Annotated in this window: 24 protein-coding genes and 4 pseudogenes; 13 read left to right on the top strand and 15 right to left on the bottom strand. The window is 59.8% G+C overall.

The window, feature by feature from the left end; translation table 11 throughout:
• Nucleotides 1-52 precede the first annotated feature (52 nt).
• Together ACVW0Y_RS15445 and ACVW0Y_RS15440 are read left to right on the top strand one after the other, a co-directional pair.
• A complete protein-coding gene (locus ACVW0Y_RS15445; RefSeq protein ID WP_457439204.1) occupies nucleotides 53-448 on the top strand; it encodes a carboxymuconolactone decarboxylase family protein in 396 nt (131 codons plus the stop codon).
• 471 nt (nucleotides 449-919) lie between these two features.
• Nucleotides 920-1048 carry a DUF3077 domain-containing protein gene (locus ACVW0Y_RS15440; RefSeq protein WP_457439202.1) on the top strand — a complete coding sequence of 43 codons (129 nt, stop codon included), beginning with the start codon at nucleotides 920-922 and terminating at the stop codon, nucleotides 1046-1048.
• A 1466-nt stretch (nucleotides 1049-2514) separates the two neighbouring features.
• Here the strand turns inward: ACVW0Y_RS15440 and ACVW0Y_RS15435 are convergent.
• On the bottom strand, nucleotides 2515-3678 hold the full coding sequence (locus ACVW0Y_RS15435; RefSeq protein WP_457439301.1) for a methyl-accepting chemotaxis protein: 1164 nt from the start codon (nucleotides 3676-3678) through the stop codon (nucleotides 2515-2517).
• Between the two features lie 1240 nt (nucleotides 3679-4918).
• Here ACVW0Y_RS15435 and ACVW0Y_RS15430 point away from each other — a divergent pair.
• Nucleotides 4919-5377: a GNAT family N-acetyltransferase gene (locus ACVW0Y_RS15430; protein WP_457439200.1), complete on the top strand. Its 459-nt coding sequence runs from the start codon at nucleotides 4919-4921 to the stop codon at nucleotides 5375-5377.
• Nucleotides 5378-5527: 150 nt separating this feature from the next.
• Here the strand turns inward: ACVW0Y_RS15430 and ACVW0Y_RS15425 are convergent, their stop codons facing one another.
• Nucleotides 5528-5899: a helix-turn-helix domain-containing protein gene (locus ACVW0Y_RS15425; protein ID WP_457439299.1), complete on the bottom strand. Its 372-nt coding sequence runs from the start codon at nucleotides 5897-5899 to the stop codon at nucleotides 5528-5530.
• A gap of 150 nt (nucleotides 5900-6049) precedes the next feature.
• A pseudogene (locus tag ACVW0Y_RS15420) lies at nucleotides 6050-6304 on the bottom strand (AraC family ligand binding domain-containing protein); the annotation flags it as partial.
• 99 nt (nucleotides 6305-6403) lie between these two features.
• Between ACVW0Y_RS15420 and ACVW0Y_RS15415 the strand changes: the two are divergent.
• Entirely contained in the window at nucleotides 6404-7108 is a 705-nt protein-coding gene (locus ACVW0Y_RS15415; RefSeq protein WP_457439198.1) for an MSMEG_1061 family FMN-dependent PPOX-type flavoprotein, read from the top strand.
• A 70-nt stretch (nucleotides 7109-7178) separates the two neighbouring features.
• On the opposite strand, the gene ACVW0Y_RS15410 is transcribed toward ACVW0Y_RS15415, so the two are convergent.
• The 4 genes and pseudogenes from ACVW0Y_RS15410 to ACVW0Y_RS15395 form a co-directional block, all read right to left on the bottom strand.
• Nucleotides 7179-7280 (bottom strand): SDR family oxidoreductase, encoded by a 102-nt coding sequence (locus ACVW0Y_RS15410; RefSeq protein ID WP_457439196.1) that lies wholly within the window; start codon nucleotides 7278-7280, stop codon nucleotides 7179-7181.
• Nucleotides 7267-7419 (bottom strand): hypothetical protein, encoded by a 153-nt coding sequence (locus ACVW0Y_RS15405; RefSeq protein WP_457439297.1) that lies wholly within the window; start codon nucleotides 7417-7419, stop codon nucleotides 7267-7269. The genes ACVW0Y_RS15410 and ACVW0Y_RS15405 overlap by 14 nt, the downstream gene beginning before the upstream one ends.
• Nucleotides 7420-7455: 36 nt before the next feature.
• A pseudogene (locus tag ACVW0Y_RS15400) lies at nucleotides 7456-7597 on the bottom strand (hypothetical protein); the annotation flags it as partial.
• A gap of 53 nt (nucleotides 7598-7650) precedes the next feature.
• Nucleotides 7651-8328, bottom strand: a complete 678-nt coding sequence (locus ACVW0Y_RS15395; protein WP_457439194.1) for an Asp/Glu racemase — start codon at nucleotides 8326-8328, stop codon at nucleotides 7651-7653.
• A 536-nt stretch (nucleotides 8329-8864) separates the two neighbouring features.
• On the opposite strand from ACVW0Y_RS15395, the gene ACVW0Y_RS15390 reads away from it, so the two are divergent.
• Nucleotides 8865-10916: an autotransporter domain-containing protein gene (locus ACVW0Y_RS15390; RefSeq protein ID WP_457439192.1), complete on the top strand. Its 2052-nt coding sequence runs from the start codon at nucleotides 8865-8867 to the stop codon at nucleotides 10914-10916.
• Between the two features lie 181 nt (nucleotides 10917-11097).
• Here the strand turns inward: ACVW0Y_RS15390 and ACVW0Y_RS15385 are convergent, their stop codons facing one another.
• Nucleotides 11098-11469 (bottom strand): hypothetical protein, encoded by a 372-nt coding sequence (locus ACVW0Y_RS15385; RefSeq protein WP_457439190.1) that lies wholly within the window; start codon nucleotides 11467-11469, stop codon nucleotides 11098-11100.
• Nucleotides 11470-11635: 166 nt separating this feature from the next.
• On the opposite strand from ACVW0Y_RS15385, the gene ACVW0Y_RS15380 reads away from it, so the two are divergent.
• On the top strand, nucleotides 11636-11968 hold the full coding sequence (locus ACVW0Y_RS15380; RefSeq protein ID WP_457439188.1) for a transposase: 333 nt from the start codon (nucleotides 11636-11638) through the stop codon (nucleotides 11966-11968).
• On the opposite strand, the gene ACVW0Y_RS15375 is transcribed toward ACVW0Y_RS15380, so the two are convergent.
• The gene (locus tag ACVW0Y_RS15375; RefSeq protein WP_457439295.1) at nucleotides 11969-12694 is read right to left on the bottom strand and encodes a methyl-accepting chemotaxis protein; all 726 of its coding nucleotides are present in this window, start codon (nucleotides 12692-12694) and stop codon (nucleotides 11969-11971) included.
• A 132-nt stretch (nucleotides 12695-12826) separates the two neighbouring features.
• Nucleotides 12827-13801 (bottom strand): annotated as a pseudogene (locus tag ACVW0Y_RS15370) (HAMP domain-containing protein); the annotation flags it as partial.
• A gap of 225 nt (nucleotides 13802-14026) precedes the next feature.
• On the opposite strand from ACVW0Y_RS15370, the pseudogene ACVW0Y_RS15365 reads away from it, so the two are divergent.
• Nucleotides 14027-14492 (top strand): annotated as a pseudogene (locus tag ACVW0Y_RS15365) (AraC family ligand binding domain-containing protein); the annotation flags it as partial.
• A 332-nt stretch (nucleotides 14493-14824) separates the two neighbouring features.
• Here ACVW0Y_RS15365 and ACVW0Y_RS15360 read toward each other — a convergent pair.
• Nucleotides 14825-15547, bottom strand: coding sequence for a hypothetical protein (locus ACVW0Y_RS15360; RefSeq protein WP_457439186.1), 723 nt, complete (start codon nucleotides 15545-15547; stop codon nucleotides 14825-14827).
• A 479-nt stretch (nucleotides 15548-16026) separates the two neighbouring features.
• Here ACVW0Y_RS15360 and ACVW0Y_RS15355 point away from each other — a divergent pair, with 479 nt between their 5' ends.
• Together ACVW0Y_RS15355 and ACVW0Y_RS15350 are read left to right on the top strand one after the other, a co-directional pair.
• Entirely contained in the window at nucleotides 16027-16671 is a 645-nt protein-coding gene (locus ACVW0Y_RS15355) for a class II aldolase/adducin family protein (RefSeq protein ID WP_457439184.1), read from the top strand.
• On the top strand, nucleotides 16668-17297 hold the full coding sequence (locus tag ACVW0Y_RS15350) for a hypothetical protein (RefSeq protein ID WP_457439182.1): 630 nt from the start codon (nucleotides 16668-16670) through the stop codon (nucleotides 17295-17297). Before ACVW0Y_RS15355 ends, ACVW0Y_RS15350 begins: the two co-directional genes overlap by 4 nt.
• A gap of 36 nt (nucleotides 17298-17333) precedes the next feature.
• Here ACVW0Y_RS15350 and ACVW0Y_RS15345 read toward each other — a convergent pair whose 3' ends face one another.
• Nucleotides 17334-17954, bottom strand: coding sequence for an HD domain-containing protein (locus tag ACVW0Y_RS15345; RefSeq protein ID WP_457439180.1), 621 nt, complete (start codon nucleotides 17952-17954; stop codon nucleotides 17334-17336).
• A complete protein-coding gene (locus ACVW0Y_RS15340) occupies nucleotides 17955-18350 on the bottom strand; it encodes a winged helix-turn-helix transcriptional regulator (RefSeq protein WP_457439178.1) in 396 nt (131 codons plus the stop codon).
• Between the two features lie 123 nt (nucleotides 18351-18473).
• Between ACVW0Y_RS15340 and gstA the strand changes: the two genes are divergently transcribed.
• Nucleotides 18474-19079: a glutathione transferase GstA gene (gene gstA, locus ACVW0Y_RS15335; RefSeq protein WP_457439176.1), complete on the top strand. Its 606-nt coding sequence runs from the start codon at nucleotides 18474-18476 to the stop codon at nucleotides 19077-19079.
• 121 nt (nucleotides 19080-19200) lie between these two features.
• Here gstA and mnmC read toward each other — a convergent pair whose 3' ends face one another.
• Nucleotides 19201-21189, bottom strand: a complete 1989-nt coding sequence (gene mnmC, locus ACVW0Y_RS15330) for a bifunctional tRNA (5-methylaminomethyl-2-thiouridine)(34)-methyltransferase MnmD/FAD-dependent 5-carboxymethylaminomethyl-2-thiouridine(34) oxidoreductase MnmC (protein ID WP_457439174.1) — start codon at nucleotides 21187-21189, stop codon at nucleotides 19201-19203.
• A gap of 114 nt (nucleotides 21190-21303) precedes the next feature.
• Between mnmC and pap the strand changes: the two genes are divergently transcribed.
• Together pap and ACVW0Y_RS15320 are read left to right on the top strand one after the other, a co-directional pair.
• Nucleotides 21304-22791: a polyphosphate:AMP phosphotransferase gene (gene pap, locus ACVW0Y_RS15325; protein ID WP_457439173.1), complete on the top strand. Its 1488-nt coding sequence runs from the start codon at nucleotides 21304-21306 to the stop codon at nucleotides 22789-22791.
• A gap of 141 nt (nucleotides 22792-22932) precedes the next feature.
• The gene (locus ACVW0Y_RS15320; protein WP_457439171.1) at nucleotides 22933-24117 is read left to right on the top strand and encodes a thiolase family protein; all 1185 of its coding nucleotides are present in this window, start codon (nucleotides 22933-22935) and stop codon (nucleotides 24115-24117) included.
• Between the two features lie 134 nt (nucleotides 24118-24251).
• Here the strand turns inward: ACVW0Y_RS15320 and ACVW0Y_RS15315 are convergent, their stop codons facing one another.
• Nucleotides 24252-24488: a DUF6316 family protein gene (locus tag ACVW0Y_RS15315; protein WP_457439169.1), complete on the bottom strand. Its 237-nt coding sequence runs from the start codon at nucleotides 24486-24488 to the stop codon at nucleotides 24252-24254.
• Nucleotides 24489-24866: 378 nt separating this feature from the next.
• Between ACVW0Y_RS15315 and ACVW0Y_RS15310 the strand changes: the two genes are divergently transcribed.
• The gene (locus ACVW0Y_RS15310; protein ID WP_457439167.1) at nucleotides 24867-25820 is read left to right on the top strand and encodes a DMT family transporter; all 954 of its coding nucleotides are present in this window, start codon (nucleotides 24867-24869) and stop codon (nucleotides 25818-25820) included.
• The last annotated feature ends 13 nt before the right edge of the window (nucleotides 25821-25833 follow it).

Here is a 25833-nt window from a genome sequence, read left to right as displayed (position 1 = left end):
GATACGTCGGTGATTTCAGCTCAGCTAACGCAAAACTATTAGGGATAAGAACATGGCGTCCAAGCACTTAATCGAATATGAAAATGCCAATCCGCGTGTACGTGCCGTCTACGACGACATCATGCAAACGCGTCAGGTCGACCAGGTAAACAACTTCTGGAAATGCCTGGCCGCGCACCCCGACAACCTCGAACGGACCTGGCAGAGCATCAAGCAAGTGATGGCTCCCGGCGCTCTGGATGCCCTGACCAAAGAGCTGATCTACGTCGCCGTCAGCGTGACCAACAACTGCCCATACTGCATCGGCTCGCATATCGCCAGCGCACGCAAGGCTGGCATGACCGAGGAAATGTTTGGCGAATTGCAGGCCGTGGTCGGCATGGCCAATGAGACCAATCGCCTGGCCACCGGCTACCGGGTGCCGTTGGATGAGGCGTTTAAGGACTGAGGGCCGCGAGGGGGATCGGCGGATACAGCCAAGGCTGTATTCACCCGACGGAGCAAGGCATGGCCTCGATTGGCACCAGTTGCTAGCAGAGGCCAGAGCCGCAACGGCTCGCTTGCTGGCGGGCAAATCGCCGTAGCCGCGGTGCGCAGTCGTCGTAATCCCCAGATGTTGGTATGACCTTTCCCGCAGGCCATTTAACGGGCTGTTATCGGTGAATGGCCAAACCTATAGTCCAACCGTCGCGGCAAAATCCGCGGCCGGGTTTGGCGACCCAGATCTAAGGCGCGTGCAGCGCCCCATCCAATCGTGCATGCGCTTTTTTTTGCCCGTAAGATTGGTCTATGGCGGCTGTGCGTGGGATACCTTCGGGTATGCCGGGTGCCTTAGACCGGTTCGCCAACCTGCGTACAGCTGCCCCCCATCGTTTGGCGACAGCAAGTGGCGGCTCCTCAAATCTAAGGAGTTTCACCAATGTCTGATAAATCAAAAGTCACCACCCTCGAACCCTTCTGCCAAATCGACAGCATCCCGCTGTTATCGGTAAACGCCGGCGTGCCTATCGACGATGCGCTGGAACTGGCGAGCAAGCTGATGCTGTAGGTAGAGCGCATCGCGGCAGCGGAGGCGTTTGTGGATAAAGCGGTGGAATCCGCCGTTATCCAATACCTCAGCGAAATGGCCAGGGCGCTCAACAAGGCCTGCCGTTATGGCTCGAAGGGAGAGGGCGTAATAAATGCGTAGTGCGCAGTGCCGTGCGTGCAATGAAGGGGACTAAGTCCCCTTTTTAAAGCCCGCTGTCGCGGGTCCTTGCTAGTTGAATCAAGGCTTATGCAACAACAGCTCAGCCCCTGGCACCATGGCCGCTAGTCTCGTTGCATCCGAAACTCTGGGTCCCAGCCTGCGCTGGGACGACGGAGTTTTTACCTCCACTACCGTCGTTCCAGCGCAGGTTGGGAGCCAGGCTCTTGAAGCAAACTGAAACCTTCGCTGCTAATAAAACCCCAGACAAACCAAAGCCCGCTGTCGCGGGCCCTTGCTAGTTGAATCAAGACTCATGCAACAACAGCTCAGCCCCTGGCACCGTGGCGGCTAGTCTCGTTGCATCCGAAACTCCGGGTCCCAGCCTGCGCTGGGACGACGGAGTTTTTACCGCCACCACCGTCGTCCCAGCGAAGGCTGGGACCCAGACTCTTGAAGCAAACTGAAACCTTCGCTGCTAATAAAACCCCAGACAAAAGCCCGCTGTCGCAGGCCCTTGCTGGATCAACTAGGTTGAATCAAGGCTTATGCAACAACAGCTCAGCCCCTGGCACCGTGGCCGCTAGTCTCATTGCATCCGAAATTCTGGGTCCCAGCCTGCGCTGGGACGACGGAGTTTTTACCTCCGCCACCGTCGTCCCAGCGAAGGCCGGGACCCAGACTCTTGAAGCAAACTGAAACCTTCGCTGCTACTAAAACCCCAGACAAACCAAAGCCCGCTGTCGCGGGCCCTTGCTAGTTGAATCAAGGCTTATGCAACAACAGCTCAGCCCCTGACGCCATGGCCGCTAGTCTCGTTACATCCGAAACTCTGGGTCCCAGCCTGCGCTGGGACAACGGAGTTTTTACCGCCACCACCGTCGTTCCAGCGCAGGCTGGGACCCAGGCTCTTGAAGCAAACTGAAACCTTCGCTGCTAATAAAACCCCGGACAAACCAAAGCCCGCTGTCGCAGGCCCTTGCTGGATCAACTAGGTTGAATCAAGGCTTATGCAACAACAGCTCAGCCCCTGGCACCGTGGCCGCTAGTATCGTTGCATCCGAAATTCTGGGTCCCAGCCTGCGCTGGGACGACGGAGTTTTTACCTCCGCCACCGTCGTCCCAGCGCAGGCCGGGACCCAGGCTCTTGAAGCAAACTGAAACCTTCGCTGCTAATAAAACCCACCTTTTTAATTGCATAACCTGCAGGACAGCGGCGTCATGCGGGCGGGGCTACCGATCACGGTGCAGCGCCGTAGTCGGCGAGGCCGGCTTGATGCTGGAGCAGTTGACCGGGCACTGACCTCATCATCCAGGCCGCTGCCGGGTTAACCGAGGTTGAACCGCGCGGTGTTGTCGTTCAACGCTTTGCTGCCTTTGCTCAAGCGATCCGCCGCCTGGTTCACCGCCCGTGCGCCATCGAGCAAACGGATGGCGGCTTGGTCTACTTGCTGGATGCTGCCGCTGACGGCGTCGGCGGTGGTGGCTTGTTCTTCTACAGCGGTGGCGATCTGCGCCAGGGTGTCGCTGACGCCCTGCACGGCGCTGGCGATTTCGCTGAGGCTGACGCCCAGCCCGGTCACGGCGGTGGCGTCGCTTTGCGCCTGGCCGCAGGCGGCTTCCATCAGTTCCACGGCCTGGCGCACGGTGCTGCGCAGGCTTTCCACGGTGGTGGCGATCTGCAGGGTGGAGGCCTGGGTGCGTTGCGACAGGCTGCGCACTTCATCCGCCACTACGGCAAAACCACGGCCCTGGTCGCCGGCGCGGGCGGCTTCGATGGCGGCGTTAAGGGCTAGTAAATTGGTCTGTTCGGCGATGCCGCGAATACTGTCGACCACCGATTGAATCTGTTGCCCTTGGTCGCTGACCCGGCCCAGTGCTTCGGCGGTTTCGCCCAGGCGCTGGTTGAGTTCCTGAATGCTGGCGGTGGTGCGTTGGCTGTCGCGGCTGCTGGTTTCGGCGATGGCGCGGGTTTGCTGCACGCTGGCAGAGGCCAGTTCACAGCTTTTCGATACGCCCAGCGAAGTGGCGGCCAGCTCCGTGGCCGCAGTGGCGATCTGGCTGATCTGGTGTTGTTGGGCTTCTACTTCGCCGAGGGTACCGGTGGAGTGCGAGTTAAGAGTGACCACCGCATCGCTGAGCTGGTCACTCTCGTGGTTGACGCCCAGCAGGCTGGTGCGCAGTTGCACCACGGCGGCGTTCAGCGCGGTGCTGATGGCGGCCAGTTCATCGCGGCCCTGCACGGCCACTTCCACACACAAATTGCCGTCGCGCAGGGACTGGGCCAGGGTGGTGATGCCACTGGCACTGCGCTCAATCGAGCTTTGCAGACAGACAAACAGGTAGATCGCTGCTAGCAGCAGGATGGCAAAGGCCACGCCCACCGGAATGGCCTGAGCGATGGCGCGGTCGTGGTAGTAGTCCAGGCGTGTGTCCAGGGCATTCAGCGACTGCAGGCGCAGCTCGCTGAGGGTTTGCAGCAGGCTGTCCATGGTGTGCTGGAAGGCCGGCGCTTTCATCGTGATGGTGTCGCCGAACAGGCCGTCGTCCAGAGCCTTGAGGTCACTGTTGAGCTGTTGCTGGGTGCTCGCGTAAAGGCTGGCCCAGGTGCTGAGTTGAGCGGGCAGCTTGGCTTGCAGGGCGGCACCGGTTTTATCCAGCTGGCTGCGCGCATCGTTGATGCGGCTACGCAGGTCGCGCAATTGCAGACGGCTTTGCAGGCTGAACTGACCGGCCGCCACCGAGGCCTCACCCATGCTGGCCAGACGGCCGACGCGCTCGAACATATCCGGCGCCTGCTGGGTGGCGATCTGCATCAGTAGATAGCCTTCCAGCGAAGGCTCCAAGGTCAAGCCGCGCTCCATCGATATCTGATCGCGCAGGCCTTGCAGATTGGCTTTCAGGGCGGTGAAGCGATCCAGCGCATCCGGCCACCAGCCGACACTGCGCAGGCTGGCCAACTCCAGTTGCGGCACGGCGGCTTGCAAGTCTTGCAGGCGTTTCTGCACATCCTCGCTGGCACCTTCGCTGCTCAGCACGGCGGCGAACTCGTCGATGGTCTGGCGCAGCGCCGGAATCGAATTGTCCAGTTGGGTGATGGCTTGTTGCGCCTCGGGGCCGGGTACGCGAGCGGTGTCCACCGCCTTCCAGCGGGCGGCCAGATTGCGTCGGCTGGACAGCTGGGCGTCGACGCGGTCAAGCGCCAGCAGCTGACGTACGCCGCTGTGCTCCTTGGCGATCACCGCTATTTTCGCTTGAAAGGTTTGCCCCACCATCCACAGGCTGCCGGCCAGGGGCAGGGCGAAAAGCAGGAACAACAACTGAAACTTACGGGCAAAGCCAAAACGGCTTAGAAGACGGATCCCAGGGGATAACACGGACTGCATGAACGACGACTCCTCAAAGGATCTTGCCAGCGCTCCGTTGTACAGAACGCTGTTGTGGCTGCCGGTGCTGGCAATGAGCCATTTTGGAAGCAAGTTCTGGACCGTGGCTGTTTTTGGCGCGTGGTGGACCGGATATACCACAGGATGGTGTGTTAGAGCCTTTGTTTGGTGCGGGCGCTCGCCGCAGGTTTGTGGTGGAGCACTGTTTTGCGTCACCGAAAGACACAGTGGGAGAGCCAAGGGGCGAATTCCGCTTGGCGGCCCTTTGAGAAAGCCCGGTATTTCAATGTAGGGTGCAGCCAACAGCTGTGATCGCTCCGGGGGTGCACCCCAGAAAAGGATTTTTATGCCGCACTTTATCTGGCTTTCACCCGATGCCCCGCACTGCAGCACCATGGCCACCTGGCTGTACGAGCAGTTTCATTATGAATACGCCGATCAGTCGTTAAGCGACTGGCAGGCGGAGTTTGCCGCCGGGCAAAGCAACGGTGACTGGCCCAGCCTGGTGGCGGTCGATGACGGCCAGTTACTCGGTGGCGCGGCGCTGGCCAAGGCCGACTTGCCCGGTCGTGAAGCGTTAGGGCCATGGCTGGCGTGTGTGTTTGTCACTCCGCCTGCGCGGGGCCGAGGTGTGGCCGAGGCGCTGATCGAAGGTGTTTGTGCACGTGCGCGGCAGCAGAAGGAGACGCGTCTGTACCTGCACACCCAGGACCGCGCCGACTACTACGCCAAACGCGGCTGGGTGGTGGTGGAGCAGTTTGAACGTTGGGGTAAACCGCAGGTGCTGATGGCGCGTGATCTCTAGCAGGACGCGCTCGACTGCAAAAGGGACGGGTTACCTTACCTACTCTGTACGCCTGATTTTGGCGGTTCATCGCTGGCCACTGCCGGTCCAGAGCGTGTAAAAACATCAACTGCTGCTTGTTACACGACGTATGTGGCTGCTGACGGTTAACTATAAGCGTGATCTATAGACCGCAGGCGTTTCGCCGAATGTGCGTCTAAAGAGCTCTATAAATGCGCTTGCGGTGGAATAACCCAGATCAAGCGCAATAGCCGTTATTGGCCTGCCTTCGGCTAGCATTTCGAGAGCGCGCATCAAACGGGCTCTCTGGCGCCAAGTCGTAAAATTGAAGCCGGTCTCGGCCACGAAACGACGGCTTAAGGTGCGTGAGCTTGCGCACACCCAGCGCGACCAGCTCTCCAGGTCGCGGTCGTCGGCAGGGTTGGCAATCAGTGCTTTGGCGATCTTCAGCAGGCGAGGATCGCGGGGCAGCATCAGCCCAAGCGGTTCTACCGGCAAGGAGCGGACTTCATCAAGAATCACGCCGGCCACTCGCGCCTGAGAAGGATCAAGCGGGCCTGCGCTCCAAGTGCTTGCGCGCAATACCGCCTCGCGCAAAAGACCTGACGTTCTGAGCGTGCAAGCATTGCTGGGTAGGTCTTGGCACGCGTGCTCCGAGACATAAGCGCTCCAGCCGTTAAAAGGCCCGTGTGTCTTCCCGGAATGTAGGCAATGTGGAGGGAGCCAAACGGCCTGAGAGGGGGGAACAATCCATACGCCGTCCTCCAGGCAGATGGTTAGCAGCCCACGCAACGAGCCAAAGAGTTGTCCGCGAGCGTGGCGATGCGGCTCTGAGGAAAGACCTTGATCCTCGCTTCCAGCCACCGCAAAAAGAACTGGGCCTTCAGATAAGTCTGTGGCGCGTACATCCAGGTTAAAAGGAGGCATGGCTGAATTCTGATATAGGTTGTCCGCATTACTTTATAGCCGCCAGGCGTGGCGCGCTATCGTGCCTCATCGGAGATCAAATGCGATGGGGATCGAGCGATGGGTGAGAGCAGCAAGTTTGAAGATGGCAAGGGTGAAGAAGCGTTAACGCCGAATGAATCTGGCGAGGTGCAGATACCTGATTCAGGGCTGGATCTGAACGCGCTATATGAGCAGCCTTCTGAGCGAATTCAGAAGGCTGTGCTCAGCCACCTAGTTGGTTTTCACGAGGAGTATCTAAAGCTCGCCACTTTTTTCTGCCTCGCTACCGCTTCGGAACGCGGGATGGATGCCTCTCCGCGTGGGGGACCTCCAGGCTTTGTCCACGTTCTAGATAAACACACGGTTGCGTATGCCGATTGGCCGGGTAACAACCGGATAGAGTCCTTGCGTAACTTGGAAAGCGATGACCGTTTAGGGATGGTATTTCTCTTCCCAGGGCTAGAAATATTTCTACGCATCAATGGCCGCGGCCGAATCTCCACGGCCCCTGAATTGCTGTCCAGCCTAAGTGAGGGTGGCCGTGAACCGAAAACTGCAACTGTCGTACTAATCGATGAAGTGCTATTGCACTGCGGCAAGGCTGTAAACCGAGCAAAGCTTTGGCACGACGGCTCACGCATCGACCGCAACAGCCTGCCTTCCATTGGAAAAATAAAGTCGGAACTGGCGAGCTTGGGGGATGAACAAGAGCGTATGGATGACGCTCAAATTCAGCAAGTCAATGAGCACTACGAGCATGCGGTACGCAATGACTTGTATTGATGACGTGCCTGCAAACGCGATTGCAAGACAGCTTTGTCGCCGATGCGGTCCCCCGAAGCGTTGATGATCACTACAGGCCGCCGCTTGCGAGGATGCTAGCACCTGTAATCCAGGCCGCGTCATCGGAAGCAAGGAACAGGGCCGCCGTCGCTATGCCGTTAGGTGTTCCCATCCGGCCTAAGGGTATGTGTTCGATTGGCACCTGGCTCATCGCAGAGCCCATCATGCGTTGCGTGCTCTCTAATAGAGATCGGTCCTGGGTTAAGCGTATCAACACGTATTTTCGAGCTTCCCAGTTCTTTAGCCAGCACTGCGCTGATGGCTTCCACTGCGCTTTTGCTGGCCGTATAACCCAGCGAGGCCAGGTCGAGTTCATCGACGAAAACGTCGACCACACGCACTGGATTGGTATCGCTGACGTAATCATCGAGGCTCTCGGGAAGCAAGGTGCTTTGACCCTCGGTGTTCACCTTGGATAAACCGTTTTATGGGTTTCCCTTGCGATGAATTGCTCAGGAATCACCCTGAACCTCAAGCAGGCGTTACGCGGGTCTGTTTAATTTTACGTGACTTGCTGCGGCTTCCACTGATGCCTTTAAGCCTTCTGTTGCACTGGTGAATGGAGAAGGGCCAGTCGTCACGAGCGATGCCGCTTCACTCATTGAAGCCTGTCCCAAGGCGACTACTGTCGCGCCGTCGAGGTATGCATGGTCCACCGCCTTAGCAACAGCTGCTAAATACCCCCTGAAGTCACCGGATTTAAATAGTGCCCAAGCCCCGGAAACAAGTCGTATATCAATCAACGCTTGGGATCTCTGCGCTGCGCGCATGAAAAGACGAGATGTAGGTTCGACAGTGGTCTCGACGGCACACAAAACTACGATTTTACGACCTACAGAACATGCATGAACTGCAGCGCAGGCTAGAGCTTCATCCGCTCTCATAATTTTGGGTGAGGTGCTTTTTGCAAGGCCTTCGATGGAGGGACCTAAAGTTGAACACGTCAGCAAGACCGCATCAGCATGGTGAGCGAGTGAAAGAAGCGCTTGCTGCGTAGCATTCGATACATCCGCAGTCAGTCCGCCTGAGCGCTCGACCGCCTCTAGGAGATCAGCACGAACCTCATGCAGCAAAATATTTAGCCCAATACCGAGCGCCTTCGCAGCCGAGTTGAAGACCGCTACGTTGCTTTCAGCTGTATGTAAGCAGGCGATTCGCATGAGCCACTCTTATCCTCTCAAAAACATATCTGAACTTAGTCACTCGTTTTTACACACTCTGGGCCGCGAACAGCCTGTCGTGAGCGAGTGCTATCAGCCAATAGCTGCCCTTCGTAAAGGGCAGAGACCGACCCTATGCAGACATTTATGACGCACCGTTGACGAAGGGGATTAACCGCTTCGGGTCGACTTCGGCCTCTGACGAGGAGCTGCTCGCGACCCAAGCTGTAAAAACTCTGCGCCGTTGGTTCATGGTAAGTCTGAGGCATCACGACTAACCTGTTCCCTGCCCTCTTCGCGAAGGGTGAAAACTCGGACAGGCGAATTGCTGCACTGCGTATGACGCGATCAGCTGCCCGGTGCTAATGGAGAAGAGCAGCGTGGCACGTTATCTACCTATCCTGTTGCTCACAATCGGTCTGACGCCTGTGTCCTCGGCATTCGCCGCGAGTTTCGACTGGGTGGGGTTTCGATGTTATACGTGCCCGGGGTCCTGGTCGCCTCAAGGTCCCCCCGATGGTCCGGGAGAGGACGCTGTGTTTCGCGAATTCGGCGCTGACACGGTTTCAGTGTTACTGCCGATTGGTCCATCCTCCTGGGTGTTCGCAGCCAACGGTCAAGATTACGTGATCATCGGCTCACCCATTTACTTCGACGGCCCCGGCCTGATCAGCGACTCCTCCGAACTGATCGTTATCGGTAATGTTATCGCCGGTGACGGGGGGGTCACCCAGAACGGCGCAGGGACGCTGGTGCTGAACGGCGACAACACTTACACCGGCGGCACCAACCTCAACGCCGGCACGCTTTCAGTCAATGCAGACAACAACCTCGGGGCCTCCAGCGGGCCGTTCAGCATCGGCAATGGCAGACTCAACACCAAGCAGACGTTTGCGACCAGCCGCCTGATAACCCTGACCGGCAACGCCTCGCTCACGCAAGCTGTCGGCACCGGCTTGACCCTGAACGGCGTGATCAGTGGCCCCGGTTCTCTGGCTCTGGACGGTGACGGCGGCCCTGGCGGGCTGGTAACCCTTAATGCCGGCAACACCTACACCGGTGCGACCAACCTGAACAGCGGGTTGCTGTTCGTCAATGGTTCGATTGCAAACTCCAGCCAGTTGACCACCAACCCGGGAACCTTCCTCGGCGGCACCGGCACGCTACCGGGCAGCACCATCGGCGGTGGCATTTCACCAGGCCCCGCCCGCGATACAACCGGCACCCTGAGTATCGCCGGAAACCTGAACACTCAACCCACCGCCAGTTACATCGTTAACTTCAGTTCCAGCGGCGCGAACGACCTGATTCACGCCAGCGGGACCGCGACGTTGAACAACGCCAACGCCACCACCGTACTGAATGGCTTTATCCCGGTGGTGAATCAGCGGTACGCGATTCTCACCGCCGACGGCGGCCTGAACGGCACATTCACCTATCCGAGCCAACAACTGCCGCTGTCGACCTTAAGCATCGTTTACGACCAGAACAACGCTTACTTCCTCGTCGCCCGCAATGACGTTCCCATCGGCGGAACACCACTGCCTCCGATAGAGGGGTTGCCGCCGACCAACCCGATCTTCGGCGGAATTGTCCTGTTGCCTACCCTGGGCGAAATCCGGGCTGCACTTGATCAATTGTCCGGACAGATCTACCCGTCGCACATGACCGTCATGCTGGAAGACAGCCACTTTGTGCGGGACGCCGTCTTCGACCGTCTTGATGGGCAACTGGATGGGCCGATCACCACCGTGCTGCAATCGGAGCACTCGGTGCAACTTGCCCCGAACCTGACAGCCTGGGTACAAGGCGTCGGCGCAGACCGGGAGCAAGGTGACGTATCGATTGACACCGGCGGGACGTTCCTGGGGATCGACTCGCGCATCACCGATACCACAACAGTGGGTGTTCTCTTCGGCTACACGCGGTCGGATGTGGACACGCCGTACAGCTCTGCCACCGGTGACAACTACACCATCGGCGCCTACATCGGCGAGCTGCTCGGGGCGTGGTCGCTCAAGGCGGGCACGAGCTACACGTTCAACGAGATCGATACCAGCCGGACGGTGAACTTCGGCTATTTCAGCGACTCCCCCAGCGCCGATTACTCAGCTAATACCGCCCAGGTCTTCGGCGATGCCGCGTACAGGTTTATTACCGGACCGATAGTGCTGGAGCCTTACGCGAACATCGCCTGGGTCAACGTCAACGCTGACGGTTTCACTGAACACGGTGGACCTGCCGCCCTCAGGGTGAGCAGCAGCGACAACGACGTGACGTATAGCACTCTGGGGATAAGGCCCAGCTATAAGTTTGGCACCGACAACATGCCAATGCGGGTGAAGGGCGGGTTGGGCTGGCGACACACATTCGGCGATCTCGAACCGTCCGACACCATCGCCTTCGCCAGCGCCCCGGGCACATCCACGATACCCGGTGTGCCACTGGCCGAGGATGTGGCGGTCGTCAACTTCGGATTCCAAGCAGCCCTGACAGCCAGTACCAACCTGAGCCTGACCTACAACGGCCAGTTTGCCAGCGACGCCCATGAGAACGGTCTTACGGGGTTGTTGCGGGTAATCTTCTAATAGTGTTTCGACATCCGCGACCGAGGGGCATCGTTGGGCATTGTCACATTGCACGCCTAAATGAGAGATACACGGATAGTAGGGCGATGGTGAATTTGATGTGCATGGCAGACCCTTCCTAGGCAAAAGTATTCCTTGACTCACATATTGGCGAACGGACTTTTCGAATTTTCTCTCCACATTATTTCGCGCCTCTCTTTCCGGCAGCAGCCTCAATCCGCTGCGCTTCATAGAGAACATCTTCCAAGCAGGAGTCTATGTTGTCGCGAACTTTGCGGTACTCATACGGCCCTCTCATTGCAGAGTCCGTTAAGCATTTTTCAAAAAGCTCGCTGGCTAGATCAAGTGCGTCGGCAGGTAGAGCAGGTACCTGCTCAAGGATTAAATCAGCGCTAGTGGCGAGCCGGTTGGAATCTGTGGCCAAGGCCCACTCACGCATGTTTGCGTCATGCAAGGTTCCGCCTTTATTCCAGCCTTCTCCGAAGCGGTTTGGTTCACCGCATGCGGCAAGAGCAAAGCCGGCAAATAGAACCGTAAGCCACTTCCATTGCATCTTCAGACATCCTTATCCATTCCTACGGAGCCGCGCTTCCTAAAGGATCGTACGGCAATTAGTGCGCAATCCATCCCTTGACCTTTGGAGCTCAAAGGGGACGGATTGAACCACCCCCGATATTTCGGACACCCATGAAAGGGGGCAATCCCCGAGGAGGTGTTTGGTGGAACAACGTAATCGGTTTACAGCAGAGTTCAAGCGCGAAGCTGTCCGTCTTCTGAAGACATCCGGCAAGCCAGCCGTCGTCGTCGCTCGCGAGTTAGGCATCCCACGAAATCGGCTCTACAAATGGGCCCAAGACATGCAGGACAAGGGCGATCAAGCATTCCAAGGCAGTGGTCGTCCGAAAGCCAGCAGCGATGAGCTAAGTGCGTTGAAGCGCGAGAACGCGCGGCTCTGGTTGCGCGCAAGTCGTCATGGGTCCGGCGAAATCACCAGCAGGGTCATTTACTATTCACCGAGTCGGCTGCCGCAGGTTGCATCCCGGCGGGCGTGATCAGAGGATGAAGCGCGCCACCTTGCCGTTTAGATCGCTGGCATGCTCCTGAAGGGAGCGCGTCTGCTTCTCGGCGGCCAGCGAGCCTTCCACCAAATCTTCGCCCAAGGTCTTGATGGTAATGACGTTACGGGTGATTTCCTCGGTGACAGAGGATTGCTCTTCGGCGGCCGAGGCAATCTGATGGGACATATCGGAGATTGCGCTCGCCGCTTCGCTGATTTCCTCCAGCGAGGTATAGGCCTGCTGCGCGTCAGCGACGCTGCGCTCCGCAAGGCCGGTGCTGTTGTCCATGCGTTCCACCGCATCGCGGGTGATTCGCTGAATATTGCTGACGGTGGCCTGGATTGATTTGGTTGATTCCTGAGTACGCTGCGACAACATGCGCACCTCGTCGGCAACGACGGCGAAGCCACGACCATGCTCACCAGCGCGGGCGGCTTCGATGGCGGCGTTGAGAGCCAACAGGTTCGTTTGCTCGGCGACATCTTGAATGCTGGTCAATACGTTGCTGATGGACTGAGAGTATTGGCTCAGTTCGTGAACCACTTGGGTGGCGGCATTGATTTCGCTGGACAGGTCGACGATTGAGCTTTGAGTTTTGCGCACCAGCTCCAAACCTTGGAGGCTACTAACCGAAGACTGCTGCGCCGAGACCGCAGTGCGCTCGGCGTTACCGGCGATTTCCTGGGTGGCTGAGGCCATTTCGGTGACGGCGGTGGCCACCAAGGTCAGTTCCTGTTGCAGACGTTCCAGGCTCTGCGCCGAGTTACTGCTGCCGTGCAGGACAATTGTGGACTCCTGGCCGATCTCAACAGCCTGCTGGCGCACGTGACTGATCAGGGTGTGCAAGCTGCCAACGAACTGGTTGAAATGACGGCCCAGTTCACCCACTTCGTCATCGGATTGCTGGGCGATCCGCTGGGTCAAGTCGCCATCGCCGCTGGCAATAACCTGCAAACCATGGGACATGGCACCCAGCGGGCGCAGTAACCATACGCACAGAGCGTTCACGATTAGCAGCGATAGCACCAATATAGCCATCAACGTACCTAGGGCCACCCACAGGCTATGGTGCAAAGGCGCGAGTAACAGTTCGTTATCGAGTACCAGCACAAGTTTTTCATGCTGGTGATCGATAGGGATCACGTACAGGCGTTGGCCTTGGTCATTGAGCAGGAATTGCGCTCCTTCGCTGGCAGCCAGCGATTGCAGTGTAGCGCTCGTGAGCGCCGGATATAGGCTGGCCACCACCTTGTCCAGGGCGTTCTTGTCGTTATGACCAAGGATGATCCCGTCATGGTCGACGAAGAACGCCGAACCGTTGCCTGGCAGCTTGATCTGTTTAAGCTGCGCGAGGATCTCGTTCATGCTTACGTCAGCACCCAGCACGCCCAAGGTGACGCCGTTGCGGCTGAGTACCTTGCCCAGCGACAGCACGTAGCTCTGAGTGGCGGCGGCCAGCGTCGGCGTAGAAAAGTACACCTCGTTAGGGGCCAGCAGTGCCTGCTGGTACCATTTCCACCTGCGCGGGTCGTTGTTGTCGGCCGGCAGAGTGGCCCCGTTGGCATTGATCTGGCTGCCATCGGGGCGGGCCAGGAACACGTTGTCAAAGCCACCCGAAACCTTGGCCTGCTGTAGCTGCGCCAACAGAGTGTCATCGCTGGCACCAGCGACCACCGAGGCCAAGGCCATCTGTTTACTGGTTAACCAATAACTAACGTTCGCGGCGAATACCTTACCGGTATTGCTCACCTGCTGAGAAATGTCCGTTTCGATATTGTTTCGGCTTTCTACGTAGTGGAGGACGGTCAGGCTGCAGCCAACGAGCATTAGCGCGACGCTGGCTGACAAGGCCAGCTTTTTTCCTAGAGTCAACTTCATAAAGTACCTCGCGTAGCAATGCGACATGGACACGGAACGCATCAGGAGTCGTTGGCACAATGTCGGCATAAGCACTCATGACTGAAGAACTACCCGGATAAAAGGGAAGGTATGGTTTTCCATTTATGATCGGTTACGGTCAGTGCTAGACACAGAGCTGCAGGACTGTCATTCATGGATCGAAATACATCATCCTCCAAGACGGCCTGGGTTCTGCGAAATGCCGAACCAGGGCGAATAGAATTTCGGTGGTCATGGCTACGACACACACCGCCACGACACCTACTCATGGGCCGGACACCGTCGGGCATACAGAGCTCCCATTTCAAAGGCATGCTACGCCACGGGATACCGAGGAATACGCTAGTGCTGCATCCAGACGAGTTGCACGACGGTATGGCCAGGACTGAAGCGGGTTTCCGTTACCGGATGGCCTATGTGGAACCCGTCATGATTCAGCAAATACTGGGCGGAGAATCACTGCCCTACCGTTGTGGGCGGGCTGTCCGACGACGCACGCCTTTGTAACGCCAGCCAACCTTTCGTGCAGGCAATGGATCATGCGCTCGACTCCCTGGAAGAGCAGGACGCTTTGTTCGACCTCGCAATGGGGCTGCGTGCGGTGGCAGGGAAGCCGAGACTTCACTGACCCAGCGTAGTCCCTCGCGAATCATTGTCTAGTCTTGCCTCGGCACGAGGGGCAATCCGGCGTTGGTACCAACACCGGAGATACTTATTAACTATTTCGATTTATCGGTGGCTTTACCGTCGGGACAATTTCTGCGGCCTGGGCGCTGGTACATGGGATTTTATCGAGGCGCTGGTTGCGCTGTTATCGACCCCTATTTGCGGCTTGCTTGGGTTATTTTTTTTACACACCCTGGGCCGATTTCAGCCGTATAGAGCAAGAAAAATAATTCCGTCCCCACTAAACAATGAACTTCGCCTCAGGGGCGGGCCGCGGTGCCTGGCTCACTGGCTGAAGTCGTAGACCCGATCCTGGGGGATGCCCAGCACCTGCTGCAGGGTACCGTTGCCACAGACCGTGGCGCTCATATGATCATTGCCGGCCAGTATCAGTAGGCCGATTAGCTGGCCAGGGTTCGCGCCGAGCATATGGGTCAGGGCGTTTTTGGCGAAATGGTTGCGTATAACCACCCAGGGAACCGTGGCCAGCGGAGTATCTGTGACGGGTAACTTGCTAACGCCTACTGGCAGGAATGCCACAGCTTGCTGCAAGTAGGCTTGTTTGGATGTGCGCATCTTGTCTGGGTCATAGCGGTCGTCACCGGCCAGCCCGGCAAACGCCACGTTGTTTCTCTGGTGCGGAGCATCGTGGAAGTAGACCGGTACCGCTTGCTTGGCTCCGGCGTCATATTTTCCTTGCTTGCCGTCAAAGCCGTCGGCCGCGGCGTATCGGGCCAGGTCTTTCAGCGTGATCGAGCTGTTCAGGGTCAGCTGTTCGCTGAAATAGCGGTCGAAGAATGCCTCTCCCACGGAGTTGTTTTGAGGATTCAGGATGCTTTCCGGGCCGACCGGGGTTTCCAGGGACAGAAAGCGGATCGCCGACATCCGCAGCAGTTTCTTGATGGCCTGCCGGCCGAGCTTCAGCGTATGGTCCTCGCCGATGATCAGTGGACCGCTCTGCAGGAGTTCGCGCATGTCTTCGAGCTGTTGAGTGGTGACCTTGGGCATGGGCCGAACCTCCGTTGTTGGCCATCATCGGACAGGGGCTGCTGGTGTATCGGGCAGCTGGCAAGCCCTTCAGGTATAGCGGCGGAACGCGGGACAGGCAAAAGGCGCTGCGCTTGGGCTATTGCTTGCTTAAGCGCATCAACGGGTGCTTTTACTTCCAGGAAAAGGGGCACCGATTTATTTTCCGTTCTCTAAATTCCCCCCAATCCGAAAATTAGCCGAGCAAAAAAACCGCCCCTTGTTCGCTCACGGCACCTAAACCTTCTGCTTTGAACTACCTTGGTGTGCAGCCCATAAAGCGTTGCGTTATCGGGATGATCCGCCCCCGAATTGGTCTGTGGCTGGAGCAGGGCGGGGGCTTCGTGGCTACCGAGGATCAGGGAGCTAGTGCAACGGCCATTGGCCCTGTGCGGTGGAGCGTTATCAGCAGAGCTGGCGGGCGCTTAACCGCGCGCCGGCCGTTGCCGGGGAGGGTGACCATGTTGTTTGAAAGCCAGCGCCGCCAGGTGGTGGAGCTTTGTGTGCAGCTTTCCTATAAAGGCTATTTCGCCGGTACCGGCGGCAACCTGATGCTGCGGGTGGACGCCACCCATGTGCTGGTCACGCCTTCGGCGCTGGATTACCTGAGCATGACTCCGGCCGACATCTGCGTGCTGCGTCTGGACGATCTGCAGCAGGTGGACGGCGAGCGCAAACCCTCGGTGGAAACCGCCATGCACGCCGGCATTCTCAAGCGGCGTGCCGATGTCGGTTGCAGCCTGCATACCCATCAACCGGTGGCCAGTGCCTGCGCGTTGATTGGCCAAGCGTTGCCGGTGCCGCAGCCACAGGCGGCGCTTCTCGGGGCGCGGATTCCAGCGGTGGCCTATCGCTACTCGGGCACCACGGCCCTGGCCAATAAGGTGGCGCAGGCGGTGACAGCGGATACCCAGGCCTATCTGATGAAAAATCATGGCGTGATCTGTCTCGGTCGCGACAGTGCGCACGCCGTGGCGGTGCTGGATCAGCTGGAAGCGTTTTGCCGGGCTCATCTGCAGCAGCTGATCAGCCAGCAGCAGGCACAACAGCCGGCGCGTGCTTCGGTGTTGGCGCGTTTGCTCGGTTCGCTGGGTGGCGCGGTATGAGCGTGCAGGAGCAACAGCGGGCGATGTGGCACAGCATCCGCGAACGACTGGGCAGCAAGCACTTGCAGGCGCAGAGCAGTGCGGCGATTTCCACCCGTGTACCGGGGACTGAGCAGTTCTGGTTTGCTGCCAGTGAGGCGGCGATGCCCAACCTGGTCACGCTGGGGGCCGATGGTGCCAGCGCGATTCAACAGCTGCATGCCCAGGTGTACGCCGCCCGTGCCGATATCGGTGCCATTGCATCGGGCTGCGGCCGTTACGGGCGGCATCTGTTGGAGGTCACCGGCGAGTTGCCGAATGTCTTTGACGAGCAGGTGCGTCATCTCAGCAAGTTGATGCCCGGCACCACCCCCTGGAAAACCCAGCTCGCCAGCGGCAGCAATGTCCTCAGCCATAACGGCGAACTGTTGGTGCTCGGCATGACCGGCGCGCGGCTGATGCTCAATGCCGAGCTATTCGAAAAATGCGCCCACGCTTATGTGCTGGCTGCCGCCACCGGCAAACGCATTGCGCAGTTGCCATGGACCGTCCGCTACTTGGCCACCCGCCGCCTGCGCAAGGATCAGCGGCGGGCGACGGCGCGAATGGCGCAGGGCCTGTTGGCGGAGGAGAGCAAGGGGTATTGAGAGCCTTGCTGGCGCTGTGTTTGCCCAGGCTGTGATTCAGGCCTGCAGTTGTTGCAGTTCCCGCTGCAGATTGGCCCGGGCACGCGCTTCCCAGAGCTGCTGCGTTTGCTGATGGCTGTACAGGTGCGGCATCTGCAGCAGGGTGCTCAGCACCTTGGCGCGGCCGGCGTTGAACAGCGGCTCCGGCACCCAGGCGAATTCCGCCCGGATGGCCTGGGTGTAGGCGTGATAGGCCTGCTCGGGCAGGGCCAGCACCGATAGATCGATATCCACCACCAGACCGGCATCGTCGGCGTCGGCCGGTTCGCTATGGGCGGTGGCGAGGATATGCCGGCGCACTTCGGCAACCCGCTGGGGAATGCCGGCACGGGTCAGCAGCTGTTCCGCCAGATCGGCGCTCAGGGCTTCGTTGTCCTGGCGTTGGGTGTTGTAGATGGCGTCGTGGGTCCACAGGGCGAACTCCACCGCTGGCAGGTCGTTGGCCAGGTGCTGAAGCGTGTCCAGATGCTTGAGGCAGGCGTCGATATGGGCCCCGTTGTGGTAGTGGCGCTGCGGCTCGCTGTAGTGCGCGGTCAGTTCGGCAAAGCTGTTGGCTGGCGGCGTGGCGCCCAGGGCACGCCAGAGTGTGTCCCAGCGTGAGGCGGATAAGTGCGGCATTCAGGCTTCCACCCGCTTGTCTTCAAAGGCCAGCTGGGCCTGGTTGAGTTCGTCGATATTGGCTTCCACCCAGTGGTCCAGGGCGCGAATCGGCGTGCTCAGGGACAGGCCCAGGGCGGTGAGGGAATACTCCACCCGTGGCGGCACTTCGGCGTAGGCCTGGCGGGTAACCAGGCCGAAACGCTCGAGGCGACGCAGGGTCTGGATCAGCATTTTTTCCGAAATACCGTCCACCTGGCGGCGCAGCTCGGCGGTGCGATGGGTGCCATGGGCCAGGGTGTGAATCAGCAGCAGGGCCCATTTGTCTGCCAGCACATCGAGCACATAACGCGCCGGGCAGGTGACGCTGAATACATTGCCGGCGCGGCAGGCGGCGTGGTCTTGGTCGTCGAGCATGGGGGTTCCCGGGTGGCTGAATTCATACTTACCAAAAGGTAGGTACTTGTGCCCTGGAAAGCAATCGCTAAGCTCATGGCTCGCGTGCTTCACGCGCTTCTGCCACCTGTTCAAGGACTGCTTATGAAACTGTATTTCTCCTCCGGTGCCTGCTCATTGGCCCCGCATATCGCGCTGCTGGAAGCCGGCGTACCGTTCGAGCTGGAGAAGGTCGATCTGAAGGCCAAGCTGACCGCCAGCGGTGCCGATTTCACCGCGATCAACAGCAAGGGCTATGTGCCGGCGCTGGTGCTGGACAACGGCCAGTTGCTGACCGAAGGCGCGGCGGTGCTGCAGTACATTGCCGACCTGAAACCCGACTCCGGCCTGGCCCCCGCCGCCGGTACCCTGGCCCGTTATCAGCTGCAAGAGTGGTTGACCTTTATTTCCTCGGAAATCCACAAGCCCATGGGCTCGATGTTCAATCCGGCGCAATCGGCGGATTGGAAAGCCGCCGTGACCGCCACCCTGACCAAGCGCCTGGATTGGCTGAACGCCCAACTGGCGGGCAAGGATTACCTGCTTAACAACCAGTTCAGCGTGGCCGACGCCTACCTGTTTACCGTGCTCAACTGGGCCAACTTCGTCGGTTTTTCGATGGCACCCTGGCCGGTGGTGCAAGCCTTCTCGGCGCGTGTTGCCGCGCGGCCGAAGGTGGTGGAAGCGTTGCAGGGCGAAGGCTTGGTTTGAGCTGAGGGGTAAGCACTCAGGTACAGCGCTGAATCCGTCTCTCCCACAGTGGGACGTGGGAGAGTGGCGCGGCGATCCGATTCAGCCTTGAGCTTTTGCTTTTTTCCGCCAGCGAATAACGCTATCCGCGCACCAGTTTGCGCAGGGCGAAACGGTTGGGGTGACAGGCTTCGGCTACATCGCGGGGCAGGGGCAACAGTTCGTTGTCCAGCCAGGCGGCCAGCAGCTCGCCGGCCAGGGGCGCGGTGATCAGCCCGCGCGAACCATGGCCACTGTTCACGTACAGGCCGGGCAACCAGGGGCACGGGGTGTCCGGATTTTGCCGGGCATCCTTGCGCAACACGCCATAGGCCTCGGCGAAGGCTTCGGCATCCGCCACCGGGCCGACGATGGGCAGGTAGTCGGGGCTGGTGCAGCGAAACGCGGCGCGGCCTTGCAGCTCGGCAACGGGCAAGGCGTCGGCATTCAGACGCTGGGCCAGGTCGGTGGAGATCTCCTTGAGCAATTGCAGATTGCTCGCGTGCTCGGCGGCTTTGAGGCTCAGGTCCTGGCTGTGAAAGTCGAAGCTGGCCCCCAGGGTGTGTTCGCCTTCGCGGGCCGGGGCCACGTAACCTTCGGCGCATACCACGGTACGCAAAGCGCTGCTGGCCGCGGTTTGTGGCAGCCGGGTGATTTGCCCGCGAATACGCTTGAGCGGCAGATGCGCGGTGGCGGCAAAGCCCTGCACATCGGCGGCGGTTGCCAGTACCGCGACGCTGGCGCTGGCAAGCAACTGCTCGCCATCCCAGGCCTGCCACTGCCCCTCGTGCTGACGCAGTTGCAGCACCTGTTGGTGCAGTTGCAGGCGCACATTGGCTTGTTCAGCCAGCACCTGGCACAGCGCTGGCGGATGCACCCAGCCACCTTGCGGGTAGAACAGCCCCCCGCTGGCCAGGGCGACGCCGGCCTGCTGCTCCGCTTCGGCGTGGGTCAGTGGTTGCACCAGATCGGCGGCAAACGCTGTTGCCAGCTTGGCTTGGCGTTCGTCTTCCTTAGCGTCGAAGGCCAGTTGCAGCACGCCGCAGGCATCCCAGTCGCGACCGCGTTGCAGGCGCTGGATCTGCCGGCGGGTATGGCCAAAGCCAGCCACGATCAGGCGCGACAGACTGGTGCCATGGGCCGAGAGTTTGAGGTACAGCACCCCCTGCGGATTGCCGGAGCCTTCCTGGGCAATTTCGCCGTGGCGCTCCAGCAGCGTCACCTGCCAACCGCGGGCGCCCAGGCTGGCAGCCGTGGCACAACCGGCCAGCCCGGCACCGATCACCAGGGCGGTGCGCGGCCCATCGAGCGGCGCGGGGCGGGCGTACCAGGCTTTGCTGCGCTCTGGCTTGGGCGCGTCTTGCAGGCCAATAAAGTGGCCTTTGAGCACTTCCCACTTATGCCCCAGGCCGGGTACCCGTTTGAGTTTGAAGCCGACGGCTTTCAAAGCGCGCCGCACGTCACCCTTGGTGGTAAAGGTGCCGAGGGTGGTGCGTGGGGTGGATAAGCGCGCGAGCTCGGCGAACAGCTCGGCGCTCCACATCTCCGGGTTTTTTGCCGGGGCAAAACCGTCGAGAAACCAGGCGTCGATTTCGCCGTCCAGTTGCGGCAGCAGCTCCATCACATCGCCAATCAACAGGGTCAGCACCACCCGCCCGTCATCGAAAAGCAGGCGCTGAAAACCCGGGTGCAAGGCTACGTATTGCGCCAGCAGCGGCTCGGCCAATGGCTGCAGTTCCGGCCACAGGCTCAGCGCCCGTTGCAGGTCGGTATGACTCAGAGGGTATTTTTCCACGCTGACAAAATGCAGCTGGGTGCCGGCGGGCGCAGTGCGGGCAAACAACTCCCAGGCGCAGAGAAAATTCAGCCCGGTGCCAAAGCCGGTTTCACCGATCACCAACTTGCCGTGGGCGGGCAGGGCGGCGAAGCGCGCGGGCAGGTCGTTGTTGTCGAGAAACACGTAGCGCGGTTCGGTCAGTCCGGCGCTGTTGGAAAAGTACACGTCGTCATAGGCCCGCGAGTGCGGTTGGCCGAGGTCGTCCCAGTCAAGTTGGGCGTTGGTGGGCGGAGCGTTTGGGCGGGTGTCGGACATGGTCGGTTCTGGCGCGGCAAGGCGCGCATTCTAGCTGATCCTGACGCGCCGCATGGCTTGCGCGGCGCAATCCGCTAGGCTGTGGCAAACAGTCAGGGAATGGAGCGAGTTTTTATGTTTGAGTCCGCCGAAATTGGTCATGCCATTGATGATGACGCCTACGAGGCCGAGATTCCCGCGCTGCGCGAGGCGCTGCTGGATGCGCAATTCGAATTGCAGCAACAGGCGCGCTTTCCGGTGATCGTGTTGATCAACGGCATCGAAGGCGCCGGCAAGGGCGAAACGGTGAAGCTGCTCAATGAATGGATGGACCCGCGGCTGATTCAGGTCAGCACCTTCGACCAGCAGAGCGACGAAGAACTCGCCCATCCGCCGGCCTGGCGCTACTGGCGTCAGCTGCCGCCCAAGGGCCGCATGGGGATTTTTTTCGGCAACTGGTACAGCCAGATGATCCAGGGTCGGGTGCATGGCCATTTCAAGGATGCCGTGCTGGACCAGGCGATCATTGGTGCGGTCGACCTTGAGCGCATGCTCTGCGACGAAGGCGCGCTGATCTTCAAGTTCTGGTTCCACCTGTCCAAGAAGCAGATGAAGGCCCGCCTCAAAAACCTTAAAGACGACCCCGAGCGCAGTTGGCGCCTGAGCCCGCTGGATTGGCAGCAATCGGAAACCTACGACCGTTTTGTACGCTTCGGCGAGCGCGTGTTGCATCGCTCCAGCCGCGATTACGCGCCCTGGTATGTGGTGGAAGGTGCCGACGAAAACTACCGCAACCTCACCGTGGCGAAGATTCTGCTCGAAGGCCTGCAGGTGGCGCTCAAAGCGAAAAAAAACGAGCAGCGTAACCCCCACGCCGGGCCAGCGTCGGTGAGCATCGACAACCGCAGCCTGTTGGGCAGCCTTGATCTCAGCCAGCGCCTGGACAAAGAGCAATACCAGAAACAACTGGCCAGTGAGCAGGCGCGCCTGGCCGGGCTGATGCGCGACAAGCGCTTTCGCAAGCATTCGCTGGTAACGGTGTTCGAGGGCAACGACGCCGCCGGCAAGGGCGGCGCGATCCGCCGTGTGGCGGCGGCGCTGGACCCACGGCAGTACCGCATCGTGCCGATTGCCGCACCCACTGAAGAGGAGCGGGCGCAGCCGTACCTATGGCGGTTCTGGCGGCATATACCCGCCCATGGCAAGTTCACCGTGTTCGACCGCTCCTGGTATGGCCGCGTGCTGGTGGAGCGGGTGGAAGGCTTCTGCAGCCCGGCCGACTGGTTGCGCGCCTATGGCGAAATCAACGACTTCGAAGAGCAACTGACCCGTGCCGGCGTGGTGGTGGTGAAGTTCTGGCTGTCGATTGACTCGCAAACCCAGCTGGAGCGTTTTCAGGAGCGGGAAGAAATCGCCTTCAAGCGCTTCAAGATCACCGAGGAAGACTGGCGCAACCGCGAGAAGTGGCCGCAATACGCCAATGCCGTGGAAGACATGGTCGATCGCACCAGCACCGAGCTGGCCCCCTGGACCCTGGTGGAAGCCAACGACAAACGCTTCGCCCGGGTGAAAGTGCTGCGCACCATCAACGATGCGCTGGAACGGGTGATCAATAAGGACTAGCGGCGGCACTCGCGGTTAAGCGGGGATCGGTGCGCATACACGGGATGAATAATCATCGCCCTGCCGGTTGGGGCGGTTTTATTCTAGGCACCAGCTGCACTCCAGCCCCCTTGAACAACCGAACAAAAAATGAGGTGCGTGATGCGTGAAGTAGTGATCGTCGACAGCGTGCGGACTGGCCTGGCCAAGTCCTTCCGTGGCAAGTTCAATATGACCCGTCCGGACGATATGGCCGCGCATTGCGTCAATGCTCTGCTGGAACGCAACAAGATCGACCCGGCGTCGGTGGAAGACTGCATCGTCGGTGCTGGCTCCAACGAAGGCGCGCAGGGCTACAACATCGGCCGCAACGTAGCCGTGCTATCGGGCCTGGGTACTCAGGTGGCGGGCATGACCCTCAACCGTTTCTGCTCCTCGGGCCTGCAGGCCATCGCCATCGCCGCCAACCAGATCGCCTCCGGTTGCAGCGACATCATCGTCGCCGGCGGTGTCGAGTCGATCACCCTGACGATGAAAAGCGTCAACACCGATAACCTGATCAACCCGCTGCTGAAAGCCAACGTACCCGGCATCTACTTCCCGATGGGGCAGACCGCTGAGGTAGTTGCCCGTCGCTACAACGTCACCCGCGAGCAGCAGGACACCTACGCCCTGCAAAGCCAGCAACGCACCGCGCGTGCGCAGGCCGAAGGCCTGTTCGACGACGAAATCGTGCCGATGGCAGTGAAATACCAGGTGGAAGACAAAGCCACTGGTGAGAAATCCATTGTGGAAGGCGTGGTTGATCGCGACGACTGCAACCGTGCCGACACCACCCTGGCCAGCCTGCAAGGCCTCAAGCCAGTGTTCGCCGAAGATGGTTCGGTGACCGCTGGTAACGCCTCGCAGCTGTCGGACGGTGCCTCGATGACCCTGGTGATGAGCCTGGACAAAGCCAAGGAGCTGGGCCTGGAGCCGCTGGCGTACTTCCGTGGTTTCACCGTGGCCGGCTGCGAGCCTGACGAAATGGGCATCGGCCCGGTGTACTCGGTGCCCAAGCTGCTCAAGGCCCGTGGCCTGGAAGTGGACGATATCGACCTGTGGGAACTGAACGAAGCCTTCGCTTCCCAGTGCCTGTATGCCCGTGACTTCCTCAAGATCGACAACGAGAAGTACAACGTCAACGGCGGCTCTATTTCCATCGGCCACCCGTTCGGCATGACCGGCTCGCGTCAGGTGGGCCACCTGGTGCGTGAGCTGCGTCGGCAGGGCAAGCGCTATGGCGTGGTGACCATGTGTGTAGGCGGCGGGATGGGTGCTACTGGCCTGTTCGAAGTCTACAAATAAGCCTTTCGGCTGAACAAAAAACCGCGCCTCGGCGCGGTTTTTTTATGCCCTCGACCCTGTAGGAGCGGCTTCAGCCGCGATGCTCTTGGCTTTGCCTTTTCCAGGGAATCGCGGCTACGGGGGCGTGCGCATCATCAATGCCCAATCACCCCATGCCGTTCGGCAAAGGTATGACTGTCGAGGATGTCGTCGCCTTGCATCTGCCGGCGTACATACAGGGCGATTTCCCGTTCGGCATCCACCCGGGTGAAATACGGGCCTTCCAGGGTGCCTTCGCGGGTGGCGAAGAAGTATTGGCCATTCACCGCACTGACGCGCTCGCTGCGGTAATGGGTGCCGGCTGCTGGGTCTTGGGTGCGTTGGCTGAACATAGAAATAGCTCCACAGGCGAGTTGGCTGATTTGAGTCTAATCAGCTTGGTCAAATCTGCTCTGGATGGCGATAGATGGTCGATAGTTCGCCGTGGATAGCCGCCTGTTGGCTGAATTTAAGCTTATTTGGCGTCAAGGTGCTGACGGGGTTCGTGTGCAAACTCCGTCATCCCAGCGCAGGCTGGGATCCAGGCTGTTGCAGGGGAGGATAGCTAGTCCTCACAGCCGAAATTCTGGGTCCCAGCCTGCGCTGGGACGACGGTGATAAGGCAGCCATACAGTTCAACCCCACAACTGTGCGGTGTATATAAATGCCCCGCTGCCTAGAATGGCGGCTTTGCCAGCATCTGCTGCGCGTTTTGCTCGATTGAGGCTGCCATGCATATCTCTTCCGGCCGTTGGGTTTACGGCTTGGTACTCGCGCTGCTGACCGCAGTGCTGTGGGGCGTGTTACCGATTCAGCTGAAAGAGGTGCTGAAGGTGATGGACCCGATCACGGTCACCTGGTATCGGCTGATCGTTTCCGGTTCCCTGTTGCTGATCTACCTGGCGCTGAGCCGGCGCTTGCCGGATTTTCGCCTGCTCGGCGGCAACGGTCAGGTGCTGTTGGGTGTTGCCGTGTTGGGCTTGATCGGCAATTACGTGTTGTACCTGCTGGGCTTGAAAGTGCTGAGTCCGGGCACCACGCAGCTGGTGATCCAGGTCGCGCCGATTCTGTTTCTGCTGGGTAGCGTGTGGCTGTTCCATGAGCGCTTCAGCCTTGGCCAGGCCATCGGGCTGGCGGTGCTGATCTTCGGCTTCGGGCTGTTCTTCAATCAGCGCCTGCATGAGCTGCTGACCTCGCTGGGCACTTACACGGTGGGGGTGTTGACCGTATTGCTGGCGGCCTTTGTCTGGACCTTTTACGGCCTGGCGCAGAAGCAGTTGTTAACGCGCTGGAATTCCATGCAAGTGATGATGGTGATCTACCTGGCCTGCGCCGCCTTGCTGAGCCCTTGGGCGCAGCCGGCGCAAGTGCTGCAACTGAGTGCGCTGCAATTCTGGCTGTTGCTGGCCTGCTGCCTGAATACCCTGGTCGCCTACGGTGCCTTTGCCGAAGCCCTGGCGCACTGGGAAGGCTCGCGGGTCAGCGCCACTCTGGCGATCACGCCCCTGGTGACCTTTGCCTCGGTGGCCCTGGCGGCGCAGTTGTGGCCTGAATATGTACACCCGGAGCAGATCAACTGGCTGGCGTATGTGGGGGCAGTGTTGGTGGTGCTGGGCTCGGCGGTGACCGCGATTGGGCCATCGTTGATGGCCAATCTGCGTGCCCGCCGCGCAACTGGGGAGTAACCGCACACCCTGT

This window comes from Pseudomonas sp. TE3786, from assembly GCF_054057335.1.
Note: the sequence above shows the minus strand (reverse complement) of the source record. Positions and strands in the feature narration are given on the sequence as shown.

Excerpts from the sequence above, each read along its gene's own strand:
- ACVW0Y_RS15445 (WP_457439204.1), top strand. The coding sequence starts at position 53 with ATGGCGTCCAAGCACTTAATCGAATATGAAAATGCCAATCCGCGTGTA.
- ACVW0Y_RS15440 (WP_457439202.1), top strand. The coding sequence starts at position 920 with ATGTCTGATAAATCAAAAGTCACCACCCTCGAACCCTTCTGCCAAATC.
- ACVW0Y_RS15435 (WP_457439301.1), bottom strand. The coding sequence starts at position 3,678 with ATGGACAGCCTGCTGCAAACCCTCAGCGAGCTGCGCCTGCAGTCGCTG.
- ACVW0Y_RS15430 (WP_457439200.1), top strand. The coding sequence starts at position 4,919 with ATGCCGCACTTTATCTGGCTTTCACCCGATGCCCCGCACTGCAGCACC.
- ACVW0Y_RS15415 (WP_457439198.1), top strand. The coding sequence starts at position 6,404 with ATGGGTGAGAGCAGCAAGTTTGAAGATGGCAAGGGTGAAGAAGCGTTA.
- ACVW0Y_RS15410 (WP_457439196.1), bottom strand. The coding sequence starts at position 7,280 with ATGGGAACACCTAACGGCATAGCGACGGCGGCCCTGTTCCTTGCTTCC.
- ACVW0Y_RS15395 (WP_457439194.1), bottom strand. The coding sequence starts at position 8,328 with ATGCGAATCGCCTGCTTACATACAGCTGAAAGCAACGTAGCGGTCTTC.
- ACVW0Y_RS15385 (WP_457439190.1), bottom strand. The coding sequence starts at position 11,469 with ATGCAATGGAAGTGGCTTACGGTTCTATTTGCCGGCTTTGCTCTTGCC.
- ACVW0Y_RS15360 (WP_457439186.1), bottom strand. The coding sequence starts at position 15,547 with ATGCCCAAGGTCACCACTCAACAGCTCGAAGACATGCGCGAACTCCTG.
- ACVW0Y_RS15355 (WP_457439184.1), top strand. The coding sequence starts at position 16,027 with ATGTTGTTTGAAAGCCAGCGCCGCCAGGTGGTGGAGCTTTGTGTGCAG.
- ACVW0Y_RS15350 (WP_457439182.1), top strand. The coding sequence starts at position 16,668 with ATGAGCGTGCAGGAGCAACAGCGGGCGATGTGGCACAGCATCCGCGAA.
- ACVW0Y_RS15345 (WP_457439180.1), bottom strand. The coding sequence starts at position 17,954 with ATGCCGCACTTATCCGCCTCACGCTGGGACACACTCTGGCGTGCCCTG.
- ACVW0Y_RS15340 (WP_457439178.1), bottom strand. The coding sequence starts at position 18,350 with ATGCTCGACGACCAAGACCACGCCGCCTGCCGCGCCGGCAATGTATTC.
- gstA (WP_457439176.1), top strand. The coding sequence starts at position 18,474 with ATGAAACTGTATTTCTCCTCCGGTGCCTGCTCATTGGCCCCGCATATC.
- mnmC (WP_457439174.1), bottom strand. The coding sequence starts at position 21,189 with ATGTCCGACACCCGCCCAAACGCTCCGCCCACCAACGCCCAACTTGAC.
- pap (WP_457439173.1), top strand. The coding sequence starts at position 21,304 with ATGTTTGAGTCCGCCGAAATTGGTCATGCCATTGATGATGACGCCTAC.
- ACVW0Y_RS15320 (WP_457439171.1), top strand. The coding sequence starts at position 22,933 with ATGCGTGAAGTAGTGATCGTCGACAGCGTGCGGACTGGCCTGGCCAAG.
- ACVW0Y_RS15315 (WP_457439169.1), bottom strand. The coding sequence starts at position 24,488 with ATGTTCAGCCAACGCACCCAAGACCCAGCAGCCGGCACCCATTACCGC.
- ACVW0Y_RS15310 (WP_457439167.1), top strand. The coding sequence starts at position 24,867 with ATGCATATCTCTTCCGGCCGTTGGGTTTACGGCTTGGTACTCGCGCTG.